Origin of the sequence: Curtobacterium sp. MCPF17_011 (assembly GCF_003234145.1) — a bacterium.
Taxonomy (GTDB): domain Bacteria; phylum Actinomycetota; class Actinomycetes; order Actinomycetales; family Microbacteriaceae; genus Curtobacterium.
The window spans coordinates 238,906-263,482 of the sequence record NZ_QKSK01000001.1 but is presented as its reverse complement, the minus strand read 5'-3'; the positions used below and the strand labels follow the sequence as shown (position 1 = coordinate 263,482).

The window sequence follows — 24,577 nt, the reverse complement described above, 5'->3', positions numbered from 1 at the left end:
GCGGTTGCACCATCGTGCGGTATACCACTACCCTTCCGTGGTCCGCCTGCTCCGATGACGGGAAAGTCCCATGGCCCTCCGCACCAAGTCCATCGAGGCGTCGCTCGCCGACGCCGACGAGAAGGGGCGCTCGCTCAAGCGCTCCCTGGGGACGTTCGACATCGCCGCGATGGGCATCGCCGTCGCGGTGGGTGCCGGCATCTTCTCGGTCGGTGCGAACGCCGCCGCGAACTTCGCCGGCCCGGGCGTCATCGTGTCGTTCCTGCTCGCTGCCGTCACGTGCGGCCTGGCGATCATGTGCTATGCCGAGTTCGCCTCGACGATCCCCGTCGCCGGCTCCGCCTACACGTTCACCTACGCGACGATGGGCGAGTTGCTCGCCTGGATCGTGGGGTGGGACCTCATCCTCGAGACCCTGACCGCCAGCGCCGTCATCGCGAAGTACTGGGGCATCTACCTCAGCACCGCGTTCGACGTGTTCGGCATCACGGTGCCGAGCACCATCGCGATCGGCCCGATCGGCTTCACCTGGGGCCCGGTGCTCATCGTCGGCGTGTTCACCGCGCTGCTGGCGTTCGGCACCCGACTGTCCAGCCGGGTCTCGGCCGTCATCACGGTCATCAAGGTCGCGATCGTCCTGTTCGTCATCGTGGTCGGCGCCTTCTTCGTCAAGGCCGCGAACTTCACGCCGTTCATCCCCGCTGCCGAGCCGACGAAGGGCGCCGAGGGCAGCGTCTGGACCCAGTCGCTCGTGTCCTTCGCCACCGGGTCCGAGCCGGCGCAGTACGGCGTCTTCGGGCTGCTCGCCGCGGCATCGCTGGTGTTCTTCGCGTTCATCGGCTTCGACGTCGTCGCCACCAGCGCCGAGGAGACCGAGAACCCCCAGAAGACCCTGCCCCGCGGCATCTTCATCGGGCTCGGCATCGTGACGCTGCTCTACGTCGGCGTGAGCATCGTCATCACGGGCATGGTGTCGTACAAGCAGCTCGCGCAGGAGGACGCTCCGTCCCTGGCCTCGGCCTTCGACATCGTCGGACTACCGTGGGCCGCCGGCATCATCGCCATCGGGTCGCTCATCGGCCTGACCACCGTCGTCATGGTGCTGCTCCTCGGCCTGTCCCGAATCGTCTTCTCGATGAGCCGCGACGGGCTGCTGCCCCGCTGGTTCTCGGTCACGAACCCGAAGACGCAGACACCCGTCCGGGTGCAGCTCATCGCCGGGATCGTGGTGGCGGTGCTCGCCGGGTTCACGCCGGTCGAGAAGCTCGAGGGCCTGATCAACATCGGCACGCTGTCGGCCTTCGTGCTCGTGTCGATCGGCATCATCGTGCTCCGGAAGTCCCGCCCCGACGCACCTCGCGCCTTCCGGGTGCCGTGGTCACCCGTGATCCCGATCCTGTCCGCGGTGCTCTGCTTCTGGCTGATGCTCAACCTCGAGGTCGAGACCTGGATCCGGTTCGTCATCTGGCTGGTCATCGGCTTCGTGATCTACTTCGGCTACAGCCGCCGCAACAGCCGCGTCGGCAAGGCCATGCGCGAGTAACCACCGTCGCCGCCGCGCGGTACGCCCCGCGCCCCGCGGTACCGTTCGGATCAGCACAACAGAAGACGGCTCGCGCCACCGGATCCAGTGGCGCGAGCCGTCTTCTGTTGTGCGACGCCGGACGATATCGGCCGGGTGACGCCAGACGACGCCGGCCGGGTGACGCCAGACGCCAGCCGGCCGGGTGACGCCGGGCGGGCCAGCCCTCAGGCGCCGAGGAGCAGCGCCGACCCGAAGGCCAGCATCACGACGGCGACCAGGGCGTCGAAGACCCGCCAGGTCATCGGTCGCGCGAACAGCGGCCGCAGCAGTCGGCCGCCGAAACCGAGCGCACCGAACCACAGGCAGCTCGCCGCCACCGCTCCCACGGTCCACCACCAGCGGTCGTCGACACCCTGCTGGTTCGCGACCGACCCGAGGAACACCAGGGTGTCCAGGTACACGTGCGGGTTCGCCCATGTGAAGACGAGCATGGTCAGGACCGCGGCACGCATCGTCGGTCCACCGTGGTCGCCGCCCGGACGCCACTCGCCCGGACGCCGGTCGCCCATGCCGGCCCGGCCGGGAGGCGCGCCCGCACCCCGTGACGTCGGTGCAGCCTCCAGACCATCGGTCCCACGGCCCGCACCCGTCACGACGGGCACCCCGTCCTCGGCGGCCCGCTCGTCGAGACGGATGGCCTCGCCCGAGGGCCGCAGCGCCCGTCGGGCCGCGAGCACCCCGTACGTCAGCAGGAACGCCGCCCCGACGAAGCGGATGACCAGCAGTGCTGCCGGCACCCGCTCGACGACGGCCCCGACGCCGAGCACGCCGGCGATGATGAGCGCCGCGTCCGACAGTGCACACACCGCGACGGCGACGGCGACCACCGCCAGTCGTGCGCTCACCGCGAGCCGCAGCAGGTAGGTGTTCTGGACGCCGATCGCGACGATGAGGGCCAGCCCGGTGCCCAGGCCGGAGAGGGCGGGGAGCAGGGCGTCGAGCGGCGTGGTCACAGGGGAACCGTAGGCCGTGCTCGAGCTGCAGGCCAGCTCAGGTTCCTGGTGCGCCGTAAGCTGCGCTGATGGTGCAGTTCCACCGTGACCACCTCGAGACCCTCCTGGCCGCCGTCGACGCGGGGACCTTCGACGCCGCCGCCCGGGAGCTGTCGATCACCCCGTCGGCGGTGTCGCAGCGGGTGAAGGCGATGGAGCAGCTCGTCGGCCGGGTGCTGCTGCAGCGGACCACGCCGATCGTGCCGACGCCCGACGGCGAGGTCGTCCTCCGGCACGCGCGACAGGTGCGGCTGCTCGACGAGGAGACCTCGCGTGCCCTGGACGTCCCCGACTCCGACGTCCCCGGTCGGACACCGTCGATCCCGTTGGCGGTGAACGCGGACTCGCTCGCGACGTGGTTCCTCGACGCCCTCGCGATCGTCCGGGACGACACCGAGGTGGTCTTCGACCTGCACCGCGAGGACCAGGACCGCACCGCGGAGCTCCTCCGTGCCGGCACGGTGATGGCGGCGGTCACAGCCGAGGCGGAGCCGGTGCAGGGCTGCTCGTCCGTCCCGCTCGGGGTGGACCGGTACCGGGCCGTCGCCGCGCCGTCGTTCGTCCGGCGGTACCTCGACGGTGCGGACACCGAGCGGCGGATGACGACCCGTCTCGACCGTGTGCCGCTCGTGGACTACGACCGTGACGACGACCTGCAGCAGGGGTTCCTCCGGCGGGTGCTCGGGCACGCTCCCCGGGGTCCGCGGCACTTCGTCCCGAACTCGGCGGACTTCGCCCGGGCGGTACAGCTCGGCTTCGGGTGGGGGTTGCTGCCCGAAGCGCAGTGTCTCGAGGCGCTCGAGCGGGGCGACTTGGTCGAGCTCACGCCCGGGCGCCGGGCGGACGTGGCGCTCTGGTGGCAGCGGTGGAACCTGGCGTCGCCGCTGCTCGAACGCGTGACCGATGCCGTGCGCACGGTTGCTGCGGAACGGCTGCACCAGCCGGGGTGACCGGGCGTGGGCGCGCCGCCCGCCTGTGACTGTCCCCAGAACGCACGGCCCGCCGGGGGACAGGCCCCTGACCCCTGCTCAGGGGGCGTGTTCACGCGATCGTCACATGGGGAGCACGGACCGTGACGTACGATCACTCCACCGACGGCACGGGTCGTCGGCACACATCCGAACACACACCGAACACCGGTCCCGTCTCCCGAGGGCGGACCGCTCCGGTGCACGCCGCACCCTCGGCGGGCACCGTGCCACGGACGAGGAACCCTAGCCTCCGTCCGCGCCGGACCACCGCGTCCGGGTCCTGTCGCCACCGTCGCCGACACCGTCGTCTGTCATGCCCCCGTGGGCCCGACGGACGACATCTCCGACACCCGACAGGAGAACGCGCATGTCCGCACCCACGGACGTCCGGCGACCCCGGACGACCCCAGAACCCCCGAACGACCCGGCCGAACAGGTCGTCATCGACGTCCCCGCGAGCGAGCGGGGCGGCGAGCGACCCGGCACCGGAGCGGCGTCCGACCCCCGCGGCCGTGGCGCCACCCGCCGCTCCGTCCGCCGTGTCGGCGAGCAGCGCGACCGTGACGAGCGCGGCCGTGACGACCGCGAGCAGCTCCAGCGCCTGACCGGCACCGCCGCCACCGGTCGGTCCCGCGCCGACACCCGGGCCCACAGCCCGGTGATGGTGCTGATCGTGCTGCTGGCGACGCTCGGCGTCGTCACCTACGCGGTGTTCCTCCTCAACCCCGCGAACCGCGGCGACTTCCTGCCCTACGGCCTGGTCATCGTGGCGGAGAGCGTCCTCGTCGGGCAGTCGCTGCTGTCGATGTGGACGATCCTGTCCGGTGGCTCGGACCCCCGCGACTTCGCGTTCCACAACACCCAGGACACGATGTTCGACCTGGACGAGATCGACCGCGAGGGGCTCACGAACCGCAGCCACCTGTGGCCGATGCGGGTCCGTGGCAAGCGTGTCGTCGTCGACGTGTTCATCACGGTCTACGGCGAGGAGCTGACGAAGATCGCGGCCACCGTCGCCGCCGCAGTCGCGATGCGCGGCGAGCACCGCACCTGGATCCTCGACGACGGCCGGAGCGACGACGTGCGGGCCCTGGCGGACCGCCTCGGCGCGCGGTACGTCCGGCGCCTGTCCTCGAACGGCGCGAAGGCGGGCAACATCAACCACGCCCTGACCCTGGCGAAGGGCGACTACTTCGCGGTGTTCGACGCTGACTTCGTCCCCGGCAAGGACTTCCTGTTCGAGACCGTGCCGTTCTTCGCGGACGGGTCGATCGCGTTCGTGCAGACGCCGCAGACCTACGGCAACCTGCACAACCTCGTCTCCCGCGGCGCCGGCTACATGCAGACGGTGTTCTACCGCTTCATCCAGCCCGGCCGGAACCGCTTCAACGCGGCCTTCTGCGTCGGCACGAACGTCATCTTCCGTCGCGCCGCGATCGACGACGTCGGTGGCATCCACACCGACTCGAAGTCCGAGGACGTCTGGACGAGCCTGCACCTGCACGAGCGCGGCTGGAAGTCGGTCTTCATCCCGATGACCCTCGCGGTCGGTGACGCCCCCGAGACGATCGAGGCGTACAGCAAGCAGCAGCTCCGCTGGGCGACCGGCGGGTTCGAGATCCTGCTCACGCACTTCCCGTTCAACCCGAAGCGCAAGCTGACGATGGACCAGCGCCTGCAGTACTTCGTGACGGCGAGCTTCTACCTGACCGGCATCGTGCCCGGACTGCTGCTGCTCGTCCCGCCGCTCGAGATCTTCTTCGACCTCCGACCGATGAACATGTCGATCGGCGTGGGCGAGTGGGTGCTCTTCTACCTGGGCTTCTACCTCATGCAGGTCGTCCTGGCGTTCTACGCGCTCGGGTCGTTCCGCTACGAGACGCTGCTGCTCGCGGCGGTGTCGTTCCCGATCTACGCACGTGCGCTGTGGAACGTCCTCTGCGGGAAGGAGCAGGCGTGGCACGTCACCGGAGCCGGTCGAGGCCGGGCGCCGTCACCGTTCAACTTCATCGTGCCCCAGGTGCTCGTCTTCGTGTTCCTGTCCCTGACGAGCGTCGTCGCGATCTGGCGTGACGTCTCGAACGGACAACTGACCCTGGCGACCGCGTGGAACATCACGAACTCGCTCATCTTCGGCGCGTTCATCATCACCGCGTTCCGTGAGCAGTCGGCGAACCGTCGGGCGGCCCGCCAGGAGCGCGACGCCGACACCGCGCCGGTGCTCGTGCTCGCCGCCGCTGCCGGGCTCGAGCCCGCACCGGCCCTCCGGACCCAGGTGGTCCGACCCGACTCGCTGCAGCCCGCACGCGACGTGATCACCGCGAGTGCCGCCTCCGGCACCCCGACCCCCGTGGAGGTCGCCTCGTGACCTGGACCAACCGACTCCGTCTGTACGGCGGCATCCTCGTGGTGCTCGTCATCGTGGCGGCGTGCACGCTCGTCTTCAACCAGCGGCAGAGCGCCGTCGCCAGCACCTCGGCCGCGATCACCGCGCAGGAGTACGCCGTCGGCACCGACTACGGCGGGACCGTCACCGAGGAGTACGTCGAAGAGGGCGACACCGTCCAGGAGGGCGAGAAGCTGATGCAGGTCCAGAGCCTGCAGCTCGCCCAGGACATCCGGAAGGGCGTCGTCGGCGCGAACACGAAGACGAGCGCCTACGAGATCGCCCCGGACGGCCTCATCACGTTCAAGGCCGAGGTCTCCGGCACCGTCGCGAAGCTCGACGTGAAGGCCGGCGGCTACGTCCAGGCCGGTTCCGAGCTGGGGACCATCCACAAGTCCCAGAGCCTGTTCGTGACGTCGGAGTTCCTCGTCAGCGCCCGCGACTACGGACGGATCGCCGACGGCGCGACCGTGGACCTGCTCCTGCCGAACGACCGCTCGCTCGAGGGCAAGGTCAAGAACGTCAGCGTCGTCACCGACGGTGACGGCCAGGCGAAGACGACCGTGTCGGTGGAGAGTCCGGAGCTGTCGGCCTCGCCGTCCTCCGGTGTCACCAGCCCGGGCACGCCCGTTGATGCGACCCTGCACCTCCGCGACGACGGTCGTCTGTCAGGCGTCACCGACGGCTTCCGCGACTTCCTCCGGCAGATCGGCCTGTGACGGTGCGGTTCCGCGTCGGCGCCGTCGCCCTGGTGGCCGCGTCAGCACTCGTGCTCACCGCCTGCACCGGCACCGGCGGTGAGACCGGGACGGGAGGCTCCGACCGGGCCACCGGGATGGCGTCACCCTCCGTGGACGGTGCGGCCCAGCAGCGGGCCGTCGAGGCGCTCGGCTCGGTCACGAAGACCACCGCGGGCACGATGCGTCTCGCCGACGGCCTGGTCCCGCCCACGAACCGGTGGTTCTCCGGCCTCGTCCACGGCCCAGCGCCACAGCCCGTCTTCCCGACACCGATCTCGTGGCAGGTGACCGACGACGGGTTCGCCGCCGGCCTGCCCGTCGTCAGCGCGACCGAGAAGACGATCGCCGGCGGTGCCGTGCAGCAGGTCGGCCTGGACCTCGGTTCGGACCGCACCCTGGTGTCCGCGTACGACCAGGTGTCCGTCACGGTCGAGCACCGGAAGGGCTCCACCGTCCTCGGCCACACCGTGCTCGCGCAGGGCTCACCCCTCGTCTCGTACACCGCGGAGACCGCGCAGTCCGTCACCGCCACGGGGACGGTCTCCGACACGACCGACGGTCCGGACGGCACGACGACGGGCACCATCACCGCCGACGGCCGCACCTGGGGCGTCGTCACCACCGGTGACGTCAGCGGCAGTGGCATCCGCCTCGCCGCCGGCGGCTCGGTCGTGCTCTTCCCAGTGCCGGACGACGCCACCGCGAAGCAGGTCAGAGCGCTGTCCGTGGCCGCCGCGTCGCCCCTGACCGAGGTCACGATGGCCCGTTCGTCCACCGGCACCGCGTCCGACGGCGAGCAGCGGACCGCGCTCGGATACCGCACCGCCGCGAGGGGGAAGACCCTCATCGTGCCGCAACCCGGCCAGGGGACCACGGGCCTCAGCTGCACCGGACTGCACTACGCGACCATCACCGGGGACGCACCCGTCTGCACCGGTGAAGTGCTGCGGATCGCGGCACCGAGCCTCCCGGCCGCGGACCGGCTCGACCTGTCCGGCCTGACGTCGGCGCAGCGTGCCACCCTCGTCGCACAGGTCCGTGCGGACGCCGGCGGGGTGTCCGAGGCGTCCTTCGGCGCCGACAGCTACGGCGGCGGCAAGGACCTGTACCGGGTCGCGAACCTGTACCGGCTCGCCACACAGCTCGACCTGGACGACGTCGCCGCCGGCCTCAAGCAGCAACTCGTCGCGCAGATCGACCAGTGGACCGACCCCGACGGGTGTGGCGTCAGCGGCACCCGGTGCTTCGCCTACGACGACACCGTGAAGGGGCTCGTCGGACAGGCGCCCTCGTTCGGCTCGGACGAGTTCAACGACCACCACTTCCACTACGGGTACCTGCTGTCCGCAGCCGCCATCGTGGCGGACGGGTCGGACGACCTCGTCGTGAAGTGGAAGCCGGTCCTCGACCTGGTGGCGGATGACATCGCGTCCCCCGAGGCGACGAAGTCGTTCCCGGAGCTCCGCGTGTACGACCCGTACGCACAGCACTCCTGGGCCTCCGGGTACTCGCCGTTCGCGGACGGGAACAACCAGGAGTCGTCGTCCGAGGCGGTGTCGGCCTGGAACGGGCTCGCCCGCTGGGGACAGGTCTCCGGCTCCCGAGCCACCGAACGACTCGGCGACTGGCTGCTGGCGAACGAGGCTGCATCAGCGCGGCGCGATGTCCTCGACCCGGACCTGCGCACGTTCCCCGGGTTCCAGCACACCGTCGTCTCCCTGAACTGGGGCGGCAAGCGCGACCACGCCACCTGGTTCAGCGCGGACCCGGCGGCACCGGCCGGCATCGAGCTCATCCCGATGCCCGCCGTCGCCGCGGACTACGTGGCCGCCGGCGGCAAGCAGCAGATCGGGAAGGTGCTCGACGAAGCCGTCCCGGAGGGCGACTACGCGGTGCAGTTCGGTGACTACCTGCTCATGTACCGGGCGCTGGCGTCCGGCAGTCAGGCGAAGGCGGCGCTCGCCGTCGCCCGGGACCTGCCGGCGGAGGACATCGACACCGGCAACACCCGGTCGTACCTGCTCGCCTGGATCATGTCGCACGAGTAGCGCGAGTCGGTGTGCCGGAGCCACAGGACGCACTCCTGGGCTCCGGCACACCTGCGTCCGCCTACCGTCCACGCCATGACCATGCGCGCGAAGACCACTGCCACCCTCGTCGGCCTCGCCACCATCGGCATGCTGCTCGGCGGCTGCTCGAACGCCGGCGCCCAGAACGGCGACCCCGTGGCGAAAGTCCCGGGCTCGGAGGAGTCCGCCGCCCGCACGGACCCGGGTCAGCGCAACAGCGCCCCGTGCCAGGTCGCCTCGAGCGCTGCCGTCGACGCTGTGGACAAGGCGGTGGGGCCGCACGACAACACGGACGTCGCGAGCGTCACGAAGGGCGATGCCGGCTGGTACCTCGGCGTCTCGGTCGCCCCGAACCAGAGCGATGACCCCAACGACGACGAGGTCGCGATCTTCGGCACCGAGTCCGACCCCACCGCTGAGGACTTCGACGGCATGGTCGTGCCGGTGAACAAGGTCGCCGAGGACGTCGTTGCCGACGAGAGCACCGCGACCGCCGCGCCGTCCGACTTCTCCGAGACCTCGGACGCCGCGAAGCAGGTCCAGAGCTGCATCGTCGAGGCCGTCGACCACTGACCCACCGCCGGGGGCCCGGGCCGGACCGGGCTGCTCCGTCCGGCCCGGCTCAGGTCTGGCAGCGCGGGCACCAGTAGGTGTCCCGCAGGGTGAGTTCCGACTCGCCCAGATCCCCGGACCGCACCCGGGTCCCGCAGCGCAGGCACGGCTTGCCGGCTCGGTTGTAGACCCAGAAACGCTGTCCCGGCCGGTCGACGCCCGTGGTCACCCGGTTGCTCCGGTCGCGGTTCGCGACGATCAGCCGGGAGGCCATGGTCACCATCCGCGCCGGGTCCCGCACCTCGCTGACCGGCCGGGTGGGCAGCACGCCCCGCAGGAAGCAGAGCTCGTTCCGGTAGACGTTGCCGAGCCCCGCCATCACCCGCTGGTCGAGGAGCGCCAGCCCGACGGGCCGGTCCGGCTCCGCGGTGAGGTTCGCGAGGGCGACGTCGGGGTCCCAGTCCGGCCCGAGCAGGTCCGGTCCGAGGTGCCCGACGACCTCGGACTCCCGGTCGCGCGGCACGACCTCGAGGACACCGAGGGTGAAGCCCACGGTCGAGACGTCGGCGGCGTCGAGGACGACCCGTGCCTGGAACGCCGGCCGTCGCCAGCGCTCACCGGGAGCGTAGACGTCCCACCGACCCTCCATCTTGAGGTGCGAGTGCACGGTCAGATCGCCGATCCGGTGCAGCAGGTGCTTGCCGCGCGGGACGACTTCGTCCACGGTGCGGCCGACCAGGTCGAGCGTGGCGAACGCCGGCACCCGGAAGTCGCTGCGAGTGAGGACCTTGCCGGCCAGCGCGGTGTGCAGCCGTGCCGCGGCGCGGAAGACGGTGTCGCCCTCAGGCACGGTCCACCTCAAGCACGGAGTCGCAGCCCTTGCGGGGTGGCGGTGAAGCCGGCGGTGCGGAGGGCGTCGCCGAGCGGGGCCTCGAGCACGAAGACCCCGTCGACCCGTTCGACGGACAGCTTGCCGAGCCCGCTCCGGACGGTCGCCGCGATCGACGTGGCGGCTGCCGCCAGGTCGGCCGGGTCCTCCGTGAAAGTCAACACGCTCTTGCCGCCGCGCTCGACGTAGACGGCCAGCCGCCCGTCGACGAGCACGACGAGCGCACCGGCCTTGCGACCCGGACGGTGTCCGCGGGCACCGCCCTTCGCGGCGGCGGTGCTCACGCTGGTCTGTGCGACCGGCCCGACACCGGCTGCCGCGGGGTCGGCTGCGGTGGGGTCGTCGGGGTCGACCGCTGCGGCGTCGTGCGGCCATGGCAGGGCCGCACCGAAGGGGTTCGCCGGGTCGGTGGCGGACAGCGTCAGGGCTTCGCGTGCCCGGTCGGGGTCGGCGCGCTCCTCGTCGTCCAGGTCACGGGCGTACGTGCGGAGGCGGTCGACGGTCGGCCCGGTGGCGAACTGCGCGGCGCCGAGCCCCTCGACGAAGTACCCGCGTCGGGCGCGGCCGGACTCCTCGAACTTCGCCAGGACGCGGTAGACCCCGGCGAAGCCGCCCCGGACGCCCTCGACCTGGACGGCACCACGGGTGACGACGCCGTACCGCTCCAACAGCAGTTCGGCGGTCGCCGCCGCCCGGACGGTGGCGTCGGGTTCGGCGAGCGGCAGCAACGACCAGCGTCCGCCGACGTTCGGCGGACCGGACTGCGTCGGCAGCGTCGGGCGGCGCCGCCCCCGGTAGGCGCGGGTGCGCGGCGCGCTGGAGGACCGGGCCTTGCCGCCGAGCATCGCCCGGAGTGGCGCGAACGTGTCGTTGGTGATCTGGCCGGCCCAGACCAGGTCCCACAGCGCGGTGGTCAGGGCGGAGTCGTCGGTGCTGCCGACGGCCTGGCCGAGCTGCCGGAAGAAGTACGCGCCGCCGCCGGCGAGGGCGCCGAGGACGTCCCGCTGCAGCTCGGTGGTCTCGTCTCCCGCGGCCTCGGCGAGGGTGGTCGCGGCGGTCTCCGCGAGGTGCAGCCGGACCCAGCCGTCGTTGCCGGGCAGGGTGCCGCCGCCGGACCAGAGCACCTCGCCGGTGGCGGTCAGCTCGTCGAGCATGCTCGGGGCGTAGTCGGAGACGCGGGAGGGCAGCACGAGCGACTCCCACGAACTCGCCGGCAGGGCGACCCCGGAGAGCTGGTCGACGACCTGCAGCACGCCGTCGATGCCGCGCAGGCCGCCGCGCGCACCGGGCACGCGGACGTGCTGCCAGGCGGGCAGGAAGCGGGCCAAAGCGTCCGGGGCGACCGGCTCGACCTCGTGCCGGAGTGCCGCGAGCGACTTCGTGCGGATACGCCGGAGCACCTCGGAGTCGCACCACTCGGCGCCCTGGCGGTCCGGGCGGAACTCGCCCTCGACCAGGCGACGGTCGGCGGTCAGTCGGCGCAGCGTGTCCTGCACGACGGCGACGCCGAGGCCGAGGCGTGTTGCGGCCTCGCGCGCGCCGAACGGGCCGTGGCTGCGGGCGTACCGGCCGACCAGGTCCCCGAGCGGGTCCGCGACCGGCTCGACGAAGGCGGTGGGCACGCCGATCGGCAGCGGCACCCCGAGGGCGTCGCGGAGCCGGGAGGCGTCCTCGATCACGGCCCAGCGCGTGGCCCCGGCGTGCGAGAACGCCAGGACCCGACGGTCGCGCTCGAGTCCTCCGAGCGCCGTCCGGAGCGTTGCATGGGCGTCGGCCCGGTCGGTGGCCTCGGCCAGCCAGCTCCGGTCGACCAGCTCGTCGAGGTCCAGCGCACCGACGAGCCGCAGCACGTCGACCATGCCCTCGACATCGCGGGCGCGGCGGTCCGGGGAGAGTCGCTGCAGGTCGCGTTCGACGCTGTCGATGACGGCCGGGTCGAGGAGCTCACGGAGTTCCGCGCGACCGAGCAGTTCGCTGAGCAGGGTCGAGTCGAGCGACAGTGCGGCGGCCCGGCGTTCGGCGAGCGGGGAGTCGCCCTCGTACATGAACGCGGCGACGTACCCGAACAGCAGGGTGCGGGCGAAGGGCGAGGGCTGCTCGGTCTCGCTCTCGACCAGGCGGATCCGTCGTCGGGCGATCTCGTCCGCGATGCCGAGGAGGGCGGGGACGTCGTACACGTCCTGCAGCACTTCGCGCACGGTCTCGAGCAGGATCGGGAACGTCGGGTACTTCTGCGCCACCTCGAGCAGCTGGGACGCCCGCTGCCGCTGCTGCCAGAGCGGTGATCGGCGTCCGGGGTCACGGCGGGGGAGCAGGAGTGCGCGGGCCGCGCACTCGCGGAAGCGTGCGGCGAACAGCGCGGAACCGCCGACCTCGTCGGTGACGATCGTCTCGAGGTCGTCGCGCTCGAAGACGAACAGTTCCGCCCCGGGAGGCTCGGCGTCCGTCTCCGGGATCCGCACGACGATGCCGTCGTCCGCGGCCATGGCGCCGCCGTCGATCCCGTGCCGCTCGCGCAGTCGGGCAGCGACCGCGAGGGCCCATGGCGCGTGCACGGTCATGCCGTAGGGGGAGTGCAGGATGAGCCGCCAGTCGCCGAGTTCGTCGCGGAAGCGCTCGACGACGAGCGTGGTGTCGCTCGGCACGTGCCCGGTGGCGGCGCGCTGGTCGCGGAGGAAGGTGATGAGGTTCGTCACGGCACGCTCGTCCAGCCCGCCGGCGGCGACGCGGCTGCGGGCGTCCTCGTCGGACGCGGACTCCACTTCACGGACGAAGGCACCGGTGGCGCGACCGAGCTCGGCCGGTCGTCCCAACCCGTCGCCCTTCCAGAACGGCACCCGGCCGGGCTGTCCGAACGCGGGGCTGACCAGGACCCGGTCGTGGGTGATCTCCTCGATCCGCCAGCTGGTGGCACCGAGGGCGAAGACGTCGCCGACGCGGGACTCGTAGACCATCTCCTCGTCGAGTTCACCGACGCGGGAGGCCCGTTCACCGACCATGAAGACGCCGAACATGCCGCGGTCCGGGATCGTGCCGCCGCTCGTCACCGCCAGGCGCTGGGCCCCGGGACGTCCGGTGAGGGTGCCGTGCACGCGGTCCCAGACCAGGCGCGGCCGGAGTTCGGCGAACTCGTCGCTCGGGTAGCGGCCGGTGACCAGGTCGAGCGTGGCCTCGAACGCCGACCGGGGCAGGCTGCTGAACGGGGCACTGCGGCGGACGAGCTCGAACCAGTGCTCGACGTCGACGGTGTCGATGGCCCCGGCGGCGACGGTGTGCTGCGCGAGGACGTCGAGCGGGTTCGCGGGGACGGAGATCGACTCGATCTGCCCTGCGACCATCCGCTCGACGGTCACGGCGCTGTTGACCAGGTCGGCCCGGTGCTTCGGGAAGAGCACGCCGCGCGAGATCTCGCCGACCTGGTGCCCGGCACGGCCGACGCGTTGCAGGCCGCTCGCCACCGAGGGTGGTGCCTCCACCTGGATGACGAGGTCGACCTCGCCCATGTCGATGCCGAGTTCGAGCGAACTGGTGGCCACCACACATCGGAGTCGCCCGGACTTCAGGTCGTCCTCGATGATCGCGCGCTGGTCCTTCGACACCGAGCCGTGGTGCGCACGGGCGAGCACCGGGACGGTCCGGTCGGAGCCACCGCCGTCGGTCTGGCCGGACCCACCGATCAACTGCGCGGGCGGACGCGTCGGGGCCGGTCGCGCCGCTGGTCGGGCAGCGGGCAGGTCGTCGTCCTCGGGCACGACCCCCGCGGGGACCAGGACCCCGTCGCCGGCTGCGGCCAGGGCCCGTTCCTCGTGGATCTCGTTGAGTCGAGCGGTCAGCCGTTCGGCGAGCCGCCGGGAGTTGGCGAAGACGATCGTCGACCGGTGCTGTTCGACCAGGTCGACGACGGATTCCTCGACGTGCGGCCAGATCGACCCGTTCGTCGGCCCGGAGGTCGCGTCCGCCCCGACCGGCGGTGCGCCGAGTTCGGTCATGTCGTCGACCGGCACGACCACGCGCAGGTCGAAGGTCTTCTGCGCGGGCGGGGCGATGATCTGCACGGGAGCTCGACCGCCGAGGAACCGGGCGACCTCTTCGGCGGGGCGGACCGTCGCCGACAACCCGATGCGCTGCACGGGCTTCTCGAGCAGGTCGTCGAGGCGCTCGAGGGAGACGGCGAGGTGGGCGCCGCGCTTCGACGCCGCGACCGCGTGCACCTCGTCCACGATGACCGTGTCGACGTTCACCAGGGTCTCGCGCGCCTTCGACGTCAGCATCAGGTAGAGGGACTCGGGCGTGGTGATGAGGATGTCCGGTGGCAGTCGGAGCAGCTTCTGTCGGTCGGACGAGGGGGTGTCACCGCTCCGCACGCCGACGGTGACGTCCGGCGGTTCGAGGCCGAGCCGCTTGGCCGTCTGGGTGATCCCGACGAGCGGCGAGCGCAGGTTCCGCTCGACGTCGACGCCGAGCGCCTTGAGCGGTGAGACGTAGAGCACCCGGGTGCGCTGCTTGGCGGGCGGGGTGTCCGACGCCGAGATCAGCCGGTCGATCGACCACAGGAACGAAGCCAGGGTCTTGCCGGAGCCCGTCGGGGCGATGACCAGAGCGTGCTGCCCGGTGGAGATGGCGTCCCACGCCCCGGCCTGCGCAGCCGTCGGTTCGCGGAAGGCCCCTCGGAACCACTCGGCGGTGGCGGGGGAGAAGCGCTCGAAGACGTCCGTCATGGTCCGCTCCATCCTGCTCCTGACCACCGACAGGAGGCCATGCGGATCGATGCTTGACAACGAGAACACCAACGATCTATCGTTACAGCATCGCGAGCGGTCTTGGACCCATCGCGAACCAACTTCACGAAAGGAGTCGTCATGCGCCCCATGAACGACGAGAACAGTTCCACGTCCCCCCGCGACCCCTTCGGTCGCGGCTCCCGCGGGCCGCGCTTCGGCAGCGCCCGACAGCACCACGGTGCCGGGTTCCCCGGCCGTGACCACGGTGACCACGAACACGGCCGCGGTGGCCGGGGCTTCGGTCCCGGCTTCGGCGGCCCGGGGTTCGGCGGCCCGGGGTTCGGCGGCGGCTTCGGTCCGGGCTTCGGCCCCGGGCGCGAGCGACGTCGCCGCGGCGACGTCCGCCTCGCCATCCTCGGGCTCCTCGCCGAGGGCCCGCAGAACGGTTACGCCGTCATCAAGACGATCGCCGAGCGCACCGGTGGCGCCTGGAAGCCCAGTCCCGGCTCGGTCTACCCGACGCTCCAGCAGCTCGTCGACGAAGAGCTCGTGGTCTCCACGGGCGACGGCCGGAAGACCCTGTTCGAGCTCACCGACGCCGGTCGGGCCGAGGCCGAGTCCAAGGCCGACGAGATCGCCGCCGCGTGGGAGTCCACGCCCGGCATGCCGGACTCGCAGCGCGAGTTCTTCGAGGCCCTCCGGAAGCTCGTGGGCGTGGTCCACGTGTTCCGCACGAGCGCGACCGAGGAGCAGACGAAGGCCGCCACCGAGAAGATCGACGGCCTGCGCCGCGACCTGCTCCAGGTCCTCAGCGACTGAGCGGTCCGCACCACAGCACCGCAGCACCACAGTCCGGACGGGAGGCCCGTTGCCAGCTGGCGACGGGCCTCCCGTCCGTTCGTCGTGAGCGGTCGGTGTCCACAGAAGCCGCGCCGGGGGCCGTTTCCGCGACCGGGCCTGGTAGGAACGGTGCATGTCCTCGCTGCGCACCCCCGATCCCGATCCCGACTCCGGCTCCGGCTGGCTGTCGGACGAGGAGCTCGCGTCCGTCCGCCGTCGTCTCCCGATCACCTACGTCGAGGCGGTACCGGTGCGCCTGGACGGCCTCGGGGTCGTGACCGAGGTCGGGGTGCTGCTGCGGGTGTCGCCGAGCGGCTCGATCGCCCGCACGCTCGTCTCCGGCCGGGTGATGTACGGCGAGTCGATCCGCACCGCACTGTTCCGCCACCTCGAGAAGGACCTCGGGCCGATGGCGTTCCCGCAACTGCCGGCGAGCCCGAACCCCTTCACGGTCGCCGAGTACTTCCCGCTGCCCGGAGCCTCGGTCTACACGGACGAGCGGCAGCACGCGATCTCCCTGGCCTACGTCGTCCCCGTCACCGGGACGTGCGAGCCGCGGCAGGACGCCCTCGAGCTCACCTGGATGAGCCCGATGGAGGCCGCGTCCGACGCCGTCGCGGACGAGATGGAGGGCGGTCGCGGCACGCTCCTCCGCGCCGGCCTTGCCTCGGTCGGCGCGCTGCACTGACCGCCGGGACGCGTCCGGGCCCGAGAACGATGAAGCCCGAGAACGACGAAGCCCGAGAACGACGAAGCCCGAGAACGACGAAGCCCCCGGATCCGATCGGATCCGGGGGCTTCGCAGCGCGGTACGAGACCGGCTTGGTTACTTGTCGTTCTTGAAGCTGTCAGCGACGCCGTGGGCCGCGTCCTTCACGTCCGTGACGCCCTGCTTGGCCGAGGCCTTGCCCTGGTCGGTCTGACCCTCGGCCTTCAGGCGGTCGTTGTCCGTGGCGCTGCCGAAGCCTTCCTTGGCCTTGCCAGCCGCCTTCTCAGCGGCGTTCTTGATGTCTTCGATCCCAGCCATGTGCGCTCCTCTCGACAACGGATGGTTCCCCGACGGCTGCTCGCACATCCGCCGGTGACCAGAACCGTACGCGCGGGATGCGCGTGCTTCGGAGGAAGCGTTCAGGACCAGGGTCAGCGGCCGGAACCGGCCGGACGGGAGGCGCGGCGCGAGCCACCACGACGGCCTGCGGGAGCAGCGTCGTCACGCGGGGCACGGCCGGCGCTGTAGCCACCGTCCGAGGACCAGACCGACGCCGAGCCACCGCGGGTGGTGTCGGAACCGGCACGGCGCGGGGCACCGCCACGCTGACCGGCCGAGGCGCCACGACGGTCGTCGCGACCGGTGCCCTCGGCGCGACCGCCACGGCGTGCGCCGGAACCGGCCGACTCGGAGCCGGCGGCGGAACGACCGGCGGAGGACGAGCCTCCCGACCGGCCACCGGTGCCACCGGCGGGGGCGCCACGACCACGCGAGCGGCCACGGCCCTGGCCGGCGGCGTCACCGGACGACTGGCGGCGCGGCTGCTGCTGCTGGGGCGCCGGGGTGGTGTCCTCGCGGTACGGGGCGACCTCGCCGACGAGCTCGGTGACGGCCGCGGAGGTCGCTGTGACGTGCTGCGGGGTGACCTTGATCGCGGCGGCACGCATCATCTGCGCGACGTCGCGACGCTCGGCAGGCATCGTCACGGTGACGACGTCACCCGACGAACCGGCACGGGCGGTGCGGCCGGAGCGGTGCAGGTACGCCTTGTGCTCGGTCGGCGGGTCGACGTGCACGACGAGCTCGACGGCGTCGACGTGCACACCGCGGGCGGCGACGTCGGTCGCGACGAGGACCAGGGCGTCGCCGGAGGAGAACCGGGCGAGGTTCCGCTCGCGGGCACCCTGCGACAGGTTGCCCTGCAGGTCGACGGCCGGGATGCCCTGGCTGGAGAGCTGCTTGGCGAGGCGCTTGGCGTGGTGCTTCGTGCGCATGAAGAGGATGCGACGGCCGGTGCCGGAGGCGAGGGCCTTGACCAGGTCCTTCTTGGCGTCGGCGTCCGCGACCTCGAAGAGGTGGTGGGTCATCGCCTCGACCGGGCTGTTCTCGTCGTCGACCGAGTGCATCACCGGGACGTGCAGGAACTTCTTGACGAGCTTGTCCACGCCGTTGTCGAGCGTGGCGGAGAACAGCAGACGCTGGCCCTTGACCGGGGTCGCCTGCATGATCTTGGTGACGCCGGGCAGGAAGCCCATGTCCGCCATGTGGTCGGCCTCGTCGAGGACGGTGACCTCGATGGCGTCCAGGTGCACGTGGCCCTGCTGCATGAGGTCCGCAAGGCGGCCCGGGCATGCCACGACGATGTCGACGCCGCGGTTGAGCGCCTCGACCTGACGGCCCTGACCGACACCACCGAAGATGGTCGTCGTGTTCAGGCCCATCGCCTTGGCGAGGGGGGCGAGGGTCGCGTCGATCTGCGTCGCGAGCTCGCGGGTCGGTGCGAGCACGAGGGCGCGGGGGCGACCGGCGCGACGGCTGCGGGCGGACGCGGCGAGACGGGCGGCGAGGGGGATCGCGAAGGCGATCGTCTTGCCGGAGCCCGTGCGGCCGCGGCCGAGCACGTCCTTGCCCTTGAGGGAGTCGGGCAGGGTGTCGACCTGGATCGGGAAGGCGTTCTCCTTGCCCTGGGCGACGAGGACGTCGACCATCGGCGTGGGGACACCGAGGTCGGCGAACCGGACGTCGGTGCTGTCAGCACTCTGGGTGGTGTTCTGGGTGGTGTTCTGGGTGGTCATGGTGACCTCTCGGGCCCGTGAGGGCCGGAAGGGCGCGCGGTCGAGGCCGGCGCGGGCGGGAGCGCATCCGCTCAGCGGTCCACGTCCGGGAGGACGTCGGCGCTGGAGTGCGGGTGCTGTCGCCGCAGCAGAGAGCCTGGCACCGGGATCTGCGCCACCGGACGGGTTCCGGGGCGAGGGTGGTGCACGATACACATCGGTGTCGGTTCCGCGGGAGTCACGTGGACTCGTGCGGGACACCGGGAGGTTTCGGGGGCGTCCGTACGACGCACGAGGCGATCGGTGCCTCGAGTGGTCCCAGCATAGCGGGCTCGGGCGTCGGAACGGGAGGGGTGTTCGCGGCGAGCGTGGCGATGCGGCCTCCTGCACGGTGGCACGAGCGGGTCACGGCGACGTGCGAGGATGCCTCGTGCTCTCCCGCAGGTCCCTCGTCACCACCGCCCTGCTCGCAGTCGCCGTCACCGGCCTGACGGGCTGTGCCGCCGGCGCGGGACCCACGGGCACCGCCCCTGGCGCGCAGCACACCGTCGATGACGCCGGGACGGGAGGCGCGACCGCCGGTGTCGACGTCGCCGCACGTGCACTGCCCACCGGCGGCATCCCCGACTACCAGCTCGGCGGGTCGTACACACCACCCGCCGGGGTGACGATCGTCGAGCGCGACAGCACCGCGAAGCCCGCCGCCGGCACCTACGGCATCTGTTACGTCAACGGCTTCCAGACGCAGCCGGAGGACCGGGCCTCCTGGCTGTCCGAGCACCCCGGTGCGGTCCTCCGCACGGCGGCCGGCAAGCCCGTCATCGACCCGGGCTGGCCGGACGAGCTCATCCTGGACACCCGGACCGCGAGCGCCCGGGCCACGATCACCTCGGTGTCGACGCGGTCGATCGCCCGGTGCGCCGACCGCGGGTTCGACGCCGTCGAGTTCGACAACCTGGACTCGTGGACCCGCTCCGGTGGACGTCTGACCCGCTCGGGGAACCTCGCACTGGCGACGTCGCTCGTCCGGGTCGCCCACCAGCACGGCCTGGCCGCCGCGCAGAAGAACACCCCGCAACTCGGCGTCTCCGGACGGGAGCGCACGGGGTTCGACTTCGCCGTCGCCGAGGAGTGCGTGCAGTACGACGAGTGCGCCGCCTACACGGACGTGTACGGGGCGCGGGTGATCGACGTCGAGTACGCGGACACGCTGCAGGGGAAGTGGTCCGCTGTCTGCGCGATGACCGACCGCCCGCGGATGACGATCCTCCGCGACCGGGAACTCGTCGCCGCCGGCGAGGACGGGTACGTCTTCCGCCACTGCTGAGCGGACCCGGTCGGGGTCCGGGCGCCCCGGGAAGGCCTCGTGTCCAGCGCGGATGCGGTGGTGTGCGGGCCTACACGGGCCAGGCGTCGTGCAACGCGGCCGCCGTCTGGTCAGCCGACAGACCGGCCTCGCGGGCGACCGCGACCAGGGCGGCCGCGGCGTGCGTCACCGACTCGGGGACGGCGGCGGGGCGCACCACCCGGGTCCCCGCCCCGCGCGCGGTCTGCACGAGCCCCGCTTCCTCGAGCAGCTGGTAGGCCTTCGCGACCGTCCCGGCGGCGAGCCCGAGTTCGGCGGCCAGTCCGCGGACGCTGGGCAGGCGCTCTCCGTCGACCAGGTACCCAGCGGCGATCTGGGCTGCGAGCTGCGAGCGCACCTGCTCGAAGGGCGGCACGCGGCCACCGGCGTCGATCGCGACGAATCCCGACATGCGGTCCACCCTAGGAGCCGTACCGCTCGCCGACGGGGACCGCCACGGGCAGGGTGTTGCCGGGAGGCGCGAGCGGGCACGCCCACGCCGGGTCGTACGCGCACGACGGGTTGTACGCGAAGTTGAAGTCGAGGACCAGCTCGCCGTCATCGCCACCCAGGTCGGAGCCCTTGATGGTGTCGATGAGGTAGCGCCCGCCGCCGTACGTGCCGCCCGGCTTGCCGGCGCTCGCGTCCTTCACGGGGACGAACAGCCCGCCCGCGTACCCGCCGTGCTCCCAGACGTCGAGCGAGCCCACGCCGGGGACCTGCACCACGCCGAGTCGGTCGAAGTGCACGATGCCGTCGGTGCCGGTCTCGACGTCGAGCACCCGTGGCTCGGCCTCCTCGATCCGGACGTGGAAGCGCCAGGCCGGGTCGTACGCCGGGAAGGGCAGCGAGGTGAACCCGGCGGCGTCCTCGGGGAGCAGCGGACTGGCCGGGTGTCCGGCGAACATCGCGTCGCGCCCCTCGCGCCACAGCGTGTGCGCCGCCTCGGGCTCGGGCGTGGCCCGGACCCGGCGGAAGAGGTCGAACGTGTCGCGACGCCAGTCGGCGGTGGCGAGGGCGGTGCGGACGCGGTCGGCGGTCTCCGTCTGGGGCACGTCGTCGAGCGTACGCTCACGCCCGCCAGCTGGGGGCGAGTGCGCGCATCCGGAACGCCCGCCACTGCCAGATGACCCACATGCCGGGCCAGAGCGCGACGCCGAGGAGCGCGGGGCGCGTGCCGTAGGTCAGGCGGTCGCGGAACAGGGTCCGGCCGTCGGGGAGCGCGGAGACGGCCATCCGGTGCCGCATGTCCATCCGGGCGAACAGGCCGCTCGTGCCACCACCGCGGTCGACCTGGACCGGGACCCCGTCGGTCTGGTGCAGGTCGATGTCGACGTGGCTCGACCCACTCGGCACCAGGCCGAACGTCGACGCGCTGATCGGATGCGGCTCGTGCGGGGTCCAGTGCTCGGGGAACCCGGCGGGGTCGAGCGAGCGGTAGACGAGGAACGGCTTCGTGACGGCGACCATCACGGACGGCCGGAGGAGGGCGTTCCGGACGGCGTCGACGGGAGCGTCCAGGACGATGCGGAGACCGACGTGCATGCGGTGGACGCTACGCGGACGGGCTGGGGTGCGGCAGCGCGCCTTCGCGGCGAGGGGCGGGCCCGGGTTCAGGCGTGACGAGCCGAGCGGCGTCGCGCGCCCTCCGCCCGGTCGTGGCTGCGCAGACGTTCAGACAACGACAGCCGCACGGTCGGCCACTCCGACTGGATGACGGAGAACACCACGGTGTCGCGCATGCTGCCGTCCCGCCCGATCGAGTGGTTCCGGATGACCCCGTCCTGCTTCGCGCCGAGCCCGCTGATCGCCGCACGGGACCGGGTGTTGTGCCAGTGCGTCCGGAACTCGACGGCGATGCACTGCCACGTCTCGAACGCGTGCGAGAGCAGCAGCAGCTTCGCCTCGGTGTTGATGCCGGTGCGCTGCGACGACGCGGCGAGGAAGGTCGCCCCGACCTCGACCCGGCGGTTCTCACGGTCGAGGTTGAGGAACGTGGTGGCGCCGACGACCCGGCCGGTCGGGCGGTCCCGCACGGCGAAGGGCACCATCCGGCCGGCGGCCTGCTCGGACAGGCGTCGATCGATCTCGGTGTCGACCTGCGACGGCGCGGGGACGGACGTGTACCAGGCGCGCCAGAGGTCCCCGTCCGCGACCGCTGCCCGGAGGTCGTCCGCGTGCTCGAGCGACAGGGGCTCGAGCGTGACGCGGTCGCCGGTGAGGGTGGGCGCGGGGTCGGTCTCCATGGCATCGGATCGTACCGGCCGGCGCCCACACCCAGGCTGCGTGCGGGCCATCACATCCCGTGTGCACGACACACACCGCATGCACGGTGCATCCAGCGACCGCCGTGCACCCGGGACGAGACGGTGGGCACCCGCTCGCGTCTCGGTATCGTGTCAGGGTGCAGGAACGAGGGCAGCGGAGGTACCAGGTCCGGTTCGGCTGGGGTGCGGCGGGAGCGGCACGGATCGCCGCGGACGCGCACCTCCTCGTCTGGGTCGACGTCCTCCCGACCCCAGCAGCAGCAGCGGCACCGGGACCGGACGGACACCACGCGCCCCTCACGCTGCTGCCGGTCGGGCCGGAGGTCGTGCTCGGCCACTTGGGGAACGTGACGACCGTCGCGGAACGGGTGCTGCGCCTCCAGGCCGACCGCGGCGGCCGCTGTGTCGTGGCGGTCGTTGCTGCCGGTCACCTCGATGAGCCCGTCGGCGGCGGTGCGGCGGACGACGCCGGCGAGTTCCCCGAGGTGCCCGCGGTGCCGGAGTTCGCGGTCGAGGACCTGCTCGCGGCGGGGGCCGTGATCGACGCCCTCGTGACCACCGGGATCGACCACACCTCACCCGAGGCCGCGGCGGCCTGCGCGGCGTGGACGGGCCTCCGGCGGGCGGTGAGACACCTGGTGACCGCATCCGAGTCGGCGGACGTGCTCGGTGTCGAGCGTGTCCACGCGGCGCTCGCCGTGGGCCCGGAGCTGGTCACGCTGCGGCCGTCCACCGAGCGGGCGTAACGTCCCGGTTCGACCGCCGTCCCACCGACGGCGAAGAACGAGGAGTGAGCCATGCAGGCACTGATCGGTGACACCGTCATCGCGGAGGCCCCGGAGACGGACCTCATCCAGATCGAGGGCAACTGGTACTTCCCGCCGGCGAGCGTGAAGACCGAGCTCTTCAGCGAGAGCCCCACCCAGTACCACTGCCCGTGGAAGGGCGACACGCAGTACTGGACCGTGACCGTCGACGGGCAGCAGCACGTCGACAACGCGTGGTCCTACCCAGAGCCGATCCCGACGTCGTTCGACCGCGTCGGCAAGGACTACAGCGGGTACGTGGCGTTCTGGAAGGACGTCGAGGTCTCCGAGTGAGCACCCGCGGCCGCACCGCACCCGCTCGTGCTGCGCGGCCGCGGCACCTCCGTGGCGTCACCCCGTGACGGTGAGCACGATCAGCGCGACGTTCAGTGCGACGATCACCGCCGCGATGAGCCACGCGAGCACACGCGTCCCGACCGCGTTCACGTCGTCGCCCATGACACTCCGCCGGGACGTGTAGGCCACCAGGGGCACGATCGCGAAGGCGATCCCGAAGCTCAGCACCACCTGGCTGATCACCAGCAGCTGTGTCGCGTCGTACTGCAGCGCCAGCAGGACGATCGCCGGCACGAGTGTCACGAGCCGCCGCACGACGAGCGGGACCCGGATGTGCAGCAGGCCGTGCATGATCTCCGCTCCGGCCATGCAGCCGACCGAGGTCGACGCGAGCCCGGACGCCAGCAGCCCGACCGAGAAGAGCACCCCGACGACGGGGCCGACGTTCTCGGCGATGGCGTGTTGCGCTCCCGGGATCGAGTCGGTGCCCGACACCCCCTGCAGTGTGGCGGCGGCGAGGACGAGCATGCTGATGTTCACCCCGCCGGCGAGGACGAGCGCCAGGGCCACGTCCCACCGCGTCGCCACCAGCACGCGTCGGCGTTCCGGACCCACCGGGGTGTCGCCGTGTCGGTCGCGGGCCAACGCCGAGTGCAGGTAGACGGCGTGCGGCATCACCGTCGCACCGAGCATCGACGCCGCGAGCAACACCGAGCCGGAGTCGGCGAACCGCGGCGCGATGCCCGCGAGCAGTGCCCCGGGGGAGACCTGCGCGAACAGCAGTCCCGCGCAGAACCCGATCGTCAGGACCGCGAGCATCGCCGTGACGACGGCCTCGAAGGTCCGGGCACCGCGGTGGTGCTGCAGCAGCAGGATCGCCATCGAGACCACGCCGGTGATCACGCCGCCGACCACGAGCGGGACGCCGAAGAGCAGGTGCAGGGCGAGGGCGCCGCCGATCACCTCGGCGACGTCGGTTGCGGCGGCGACGACCTCGGCCTGCACCCAGAACAGCAGCCGGGGTGCGCGGCGCATCCGCAGACCGAGCAGTTCCGGCAGCGACTTCCCCGTGACGATGCCGAGCTTCGCGGAGAGGTACTGGACGACGACGGCACTCGCGTTCGCGGCGATCAGGACCCAGAGCAGCAGGTACCCGTAGCGGGCGCCGGCTGTCAGGTTCGCGGCGACGTTGCCGGGGTCGACGTAGGCGATCGCCGCGACGAACGCCGGGCCGAGGAGTCCGAGTCCGGTGGCTCGACGACCGGGCGGGCGGTGGCCCACGACCGGGGCAGCGGTGTCCGTCATGCACCCACCATGCCAGAGTTTCGGTGCGCCGAATCCAGACTTTCGACGA

The 24,577-nt window shown here is 72.0% G+C and carries 21 protein-coding genes; 11 read left to right on the top strand and 10 right to left on the bottom strand.

The window, feature by feature from the left end:
• The first annotated feature begins 70 nt into the window (after positions 1-70).
• Entirely contained in the window at positions 71-1,543 is a 1,473-nt protein-coding gene (locus tag DEJ25_RS01265; RefSeq protein ID WP_110903662.1) for an APC family permease, read from the top strand.
• 206 nt (positions 1,544-1,749) lie between these two features.
• Here DEJ25_RS01265 and DEJ25_RS01260 read toward each other — a convergent pair whose 3' ends face one another.
• Complete coding sequence (locus DEJ25_RS01260; RefSeq protein WP_181421561.1) at positions 1,750-2,538, bottom strand: LysE/ArgO family amino acid transporter; 789 nt, start codon at positions 2,536-2,538, stop codon at positions 1,750-1,752.
• 68 nt (positions 2,539-2,606) lie between these two features.
• Between DEJ25_RS01260 and DEJ25_RS01255 the strand changes: the two genes are divergently transcribed.
• The 5 genes from DEJ25_RS01255 to DEJ25_RS01235 all read left to right on the top strand — a co-directional run bounded on the left by DEJ25_RS01255 (position 2,607) and on the right by DEJ25_RS01235 (position 9,316).
• Complete coding sequence (locus DEJ25_RS01255) at positions 2,607-3,527, top strand: LysR family transcriptional regulator ArgP (protein ID WP_220033146.1); 921 nt, start codon at positions 2,607-2,609, stop codon at positions 3,525-3,527.
• Positions 3,528-3,915: 388 nt separating this feature from the next.
• The gene (locus DEJ25_RS01250) at positions 3,916-5,916 is read left to right on the top strand and encodes a cellulose synthase catalytic subunit (RefSeq protein WP_258366180.1); all 2,001 of its coding nucleotides are present in this window, start codon (positions 3,916-3,918) and stop codon (positions 5,914-5,916) included.
• Positions 5,913-6,653, top strand: coding sequence for an HlyD family secretion protein (locus DEJ25_RS01245; protein ID WP_110903663.1), 741 nt, complete (start codon positions 5,913-5,915; stop codon positions 6,651-6,653). The genes DEJ25_RS01250 and DEJ25_RS01245 overlap by 4 nt, the downstream gene beginning before the upstream one ends.
• Positions 6,650-8,722: a glycosyl hydrolase gene (locus DEJ25_RS01240; RefSeq protein ID WP_110903664.1), complete on the top strand. Its 2,073-nt coding sequence runs from the start codon at positions 6,650-6,652 to the stop codon at positions 8,720-8,722. Before DEJ25_RS01245 ends, DEJ25_RS01240 begins: the two co-directional genes overlap by 4 nt.
• A 75-nt stretch (positions 8,723-8,797) precedes the next feature.
• Positions 8,798-9,316 (top strand): hypothetical protein, encoded by a 519-nt coding sequence (locus tag DEJ25_RS01235; RefSeq protein ID WP_110903665.1) that lies wholly within the window; start codon positions 8,798-8,800, stop codon positions 9,314-9,316.
• Between the two features lie 49 nt (positions 9,317-9,365).
• On the opposite strand, the gene DEJ25_RS01230 is transcribed toward DEJ25_RS01235, so the two are convergent.
• Both DEJ25_RS01230 and DEJ25_RS01225 read right to left on the bottom strand, forming a co-directional pair.
• Complete coding sequence (locus DEJ25_RS01230; protein ID WP_110903666.1) at positions 9,366-10,145, bottom strand: Fpg/Nei family DNA glycosylase; 780 nt, start codon at positions 10,143-10,145, stop codon at positions 9,366-9,368.
• Positions 10,146-10,153: 8 nt separating this feature from the next.
• Positions 10,154-14,902 carry an ATP-dependent helicase gene (locus tag DEJ25_RS01225; protein ID WP_111043707.1) on the bottom strand — a complete coding sequence of 1,583 codons (4,749 nt, stop codon included), beginning with the start codon at positions 14,900-14,902 and terminating at the stop codon, positions 10,154-10,156.
• A 141-nt stretch (positions 14,903-15,043) separates the two neighbouring features.
• Between DEJ25_RS01225 and DEJ25_RS01220 the strand changes: the two genes are divergently transcribed.
• Entirely contained in the window at positions 15,044-15,724 is a 681-nt protein-coding gene (locus DEJ25_RS01220; protein WP_111043523.1) for a PadR family transcriptional regulator, read from the top strand.
• 154 nt (positions 15,725-15,878) lie between these two features.
• A complete protein-coding gene (locus DEJ25_RS01215) occupies positions 15,879-16,433 on the top strand; it encodes an NUDIX hydrolase family protein (RefSeq protein ID WP_110903668.1) in 555 nt (184 codons plus the stop codon).
• Between the two features lie 138 nt (positions 16,434-16,571).
• On the opposite strand, the gene DEJ25_RS01210 is transcribed toward DEJ25_RS01215, so the two are convergent.
• On the bottom strand, positions 16,572-16,772 hold the full coding sequence (locus DEJ25_RS01210) for a CsbD family protein (RefSeq protein WP_111043522.1): 201 nt from the start codon (positions 16,770-16,772) through the stop codon (positions 16,572-16,574).
• A gap of 113 nt (positions 16,773-16,885) precedes the next feature.
• On the bottom strand, positions 16,886-18,529 hold the full coding sequence (locus DEJ25_RS01205) for a DEAD/DEAH box helicase (RefSeq protein WP_111043521.1): 1,644 nt from the start codon (positions 18,527-18,529) through the stop codon (positions 16,886-16,888).
• A gap of 409 nt (positions 18,530-18,938) precedes the next feature.
• Between DEJ25_RS01205 and DEJ25_RS01200 the strand changes: the two genes are divergently transcribed.
• The gene (locus DEJ25_RS01200; RefSeq protein WP_258366181.1) at positions 18,939-19,835 is read left to right on the top strand and encodes an endo alpha-1,4 polygalactosaminidase; all 897 of its coding nucleotides are present in this window, start codon (positions 18,939-18,941) and stop codon (positions 19,833-19,835) included.
• Positions 19,836-19,905: 70 nt separating this feature from the next.
• Here the strand turns inward: DEJ25_RS01200 and DEJ25_RS01195 are convergent, their stop codons facing one another.
• The 4 genes from DEJ25_RS01195 to DEJ25_RS01180 all read right to left on the bottom strand — a co-directional run bounded on the left by DEJ25_RS01195 (position 19,906) and on the right by DEJ25_RS01180 (position 22,099).
• Positions 19,906-20,265 carry a GntR family transcriptional regulator gene (locus DEJ25_RS01195; RefSeq protein ID WP_111043706.1) on the bottom strand — a complete coding sequence of 120 codons (360 nt, stop codon included), beginning with the start codon at positions 20,263-20,265 and terminating at the stop codon, positions 19,906-19,908.
• A 10-nt stretch (positions 20,266-20,275) separates the two neighbouring features.
• Complete coding sequence (locus DEJ25_RS01190; protein WP_111043519.1) at positions 20,276-20,908, bottom strand: DUF1684 domain-containing protein; 633 nt, start codon at positions 20,906-20,908, stop codon at positions 20,276-20,278.
• 16 nt (positions 20,909-20,924) lie between these two features.
• Complete coding sequence (locus DEJ25_RS01185; RefSeq protein WP_111043518.1) at positions 20,925-21,398, bottom strand: hypothetical protein; 474 nt, start codon at positions 21,396-21,398, stop codon at positions 20,925-20,927.
• Positions 21,399-21,466: 68 nt separating this feature from the next.
• The gene (locus DEJ25_RS01180) at positions 21,467-22,099 is read right to left on the bottom strand and encodes a GNAT family N-acetyltransferase (protein ID WP_111043517.1); all 633 of its coding nucleotides are present in this window, start codon (positions 22,097-22,099) and stop codon (positions 21,467-21,469) included.
• A 158-nt stretch (positions 22,100-22,257) separates the two neighbouring features.
• Between DEJ25_RS01180 and DEJ25_RS01175 the strand changes: the two genes are divergently transcribed.
• Together DEJ25_RS01175 and DEJ25_RS01170 are read left to right on the top strand one after the other, a co-directional pair.
• Entirely contained in the window at positions 22,258-22,866 is a 609-nt protein-coding gene (locus DEJ25_RS01175) for a hypothetical protein (RefSeq protein WP_111043516.1), read from the top strand.
• Positions 22,867-22,917: 51 nt separating this feature from the next.
• On the top strand, positions 22,918-23,220 hold the full coding sequence (locus tag DEJ25_RS01170; RefSeq protein ID WP_110903675.1) for a DUF427 domain-containing protein: 303 nt from the start codon (positions 22,918-22,920) through the stop codon (positions 23,218-23,220).
• A gap of 57 nt (positions 23,221-23,277) precedes the next feature.
• Here the strand turns inward: DEJ25_RS01170 and DEJ25_RS01165 are convergent, their stop codons facing one another.
• Positions 23,278-24,528, bottom strand: coding sequence for an Nramp family divalent metal transporter (locus tag DEJ25_RS01165; protein WP_111043515.1), 1,251 nt, complete (start codon positions 24,526-24,528; stop codon positions 23,278-23,280).
• Positions 24,529-24,577 lie beyond the last annotated feature (49 nt).

Excerpts from the sequence above, each read along its gene's own strand:
- DEJ25_RS01210 (WP_111043522.1), bottom strand. The coding sequence starts at position 16,772 with ATGGCTGGGATCGAAGACATCAAGAACGCCGCTGAGAAGGCGGCTGGC.
- DEJ25_RS01180 (WP_111043517.1), bottom strand. The coding sequence starts at position 22,099 with ATGGAGACCGACCCCGCGCCCACCCTCACCGGCGACCGCGTCACGCTC.
- DEJ25_RS01215 (WP_110903668.1), top strand. The coding sequence starts at position 15,879 with ATGTCCTCGCTGCGCACCCCCGATCCCGATCCCGACTCCGGCTCCGGC.
- DEJ25_RS01265 (WP_110903662.1), top strand. The coding sequence starts at position 71 with ATGGCCCTCCGCACCAAGTCCATCGAGGCGTCGCTCGCCGACGCCGAC.
- DEJ25_RS01235 (WP_110903665.1), top strand. The coding sequence starts at position 8,798 with ATGACCATGCGCGCGAAGACCACTGCCACCCTCGTCGGCCTCGCCACC.
- DEJ25_RS01195 (WP_111043706.1), bottom strand. The coding sequence starts at position 20,265 with ATGTCGGGATTCGTCGCGATCGACGCCGGTGGCCGCGTGCCGCCCTTC.
- DEJ25_RS01225 (WP_111043707.1), bottom strand. The coding sequence starts at position 14,902 with ATGACGGACGTCTTCGAGCGCTTCTCCCCCGCCACCGCCGAGTGGTTC.
- DEJ25_RS01165 (WP_111043515.1), bottom strand. The coding sequence starts at position 24,528 with ATGACGGACACCGCTGCCCCGGTCGTGGGCCACCGCCCGCCCGGTCGT.
- DEJ25_RS01185 (WP_111043518.1), bottom strand. The coding sequence starts at position 21,398 with ATGCACGTCGGTCTCCGCATCGTCCTGGACGCTCCCGTCGACGCCGTC.
- DEJ25_RS01205 (WP_111043521.1), bottom strand. The coding sequence starts at position 18,529 with ATGACCACCCAGAACACCACCCAGAACACCACCCAGAGTGCTGACAGC.
- DEJ25_RS01220 (WP_111043523.1), top strand. The coding sequence starts at position 15,044 with ATGCGCCCCATGAACGACGAGAACAGTTCCACGTCCCCCCGCGACCCC.
- DEJ25_RS01255 (WP_220033146.1), top strand. The coding sequence starts at position 2,607 with ATGGTGCAGTTCCACCGTGACCACCTCGAGACCCTCCTGGCCGCCGTC.
- DEJ25_RS01170 (WP_110903675.1), top strand. The coding sequence starts at position 22,918 with ATGCAGGCACTGATCGGTGACACCGTCATCGCGGAGGCCCCGGAGACG.
- DEJ25_RS01250 (WP_258366180.1), top strand. The coding sequence starts at position 3,916 with ATGTCCGCACCCACGGACGTCCGGCGACCCCGGACGACCCCAGAACCC.